This window comes from Ruegeria sp. AH12 (assembly GCF_056541465.1).
This window is the reverse complement of the sequence record NZ_JBQFYL010000230.1, coordinates 1-522: the sequence shown is the minus strand read 5'-3', so window position 1 is coordinate 522 and position 522 is coordinate 1. Positions and strand designations below refer to the sequence as shown.

The 522-nt window shown below is 61.7% G+C and carries 1 protein-coding gene; it reads left to right on the top strand.

Annotated features, from left to right (window positions below; genetic code table 11):
• Positions 1 to 522: capsular polysaccharide export protein, LipB/KpsS family (locus ACR0EL_RS22790; RefSeq protein WP_480502397.1), on the top strand; the 522-nt coding region annotated here is incomplete at both ends.

Sequence of the window (522 nt, the reverse complement as noted above, 5' to 3'; positions counted from 1 at the left end):
GGCCATCGGGGTTTACACGCTGTCCTCGCAGATGGGATTTGAGGCGATATTGGCCGGGCACAAACCTCGCGTGTTCGGGCAACCATTCTACGCTGGGTGGGGGCTGACGCAGGATGATGCCCCCCTGCTCCGTCGCCAACGGAATCTTACGCGGGCGCAGCTTTTTGCCGCCGCGATGATCCTGTACCCGCGCTGGTATGATCCCTACAATGATCGTTTGTGCGAATTGGAATGCGTGCTCGATACGCTTGAGGCGCAAACCCGAGCCTGGCGGCAGGACCACAAAGGCTGGACCGCCTCCGGGATGCGGGTATGGAAACGCCGCCACCTGCAACGCATGTTCGGCCAGCACGGCAAGGTGCGTTTCGTGGCCGAGCAGCCAGAGAATACCAAACAACCCCATATGGTTTGGGCCAGCCGGGCCGGTGAGACGCTGAATGCAACCCGAATCGAGGATGGCTTTTTACGATCCCGCGGGTTGGGCGCGGAGCTGGTGCCGCCGCTATCGCTGGTGACCGATGA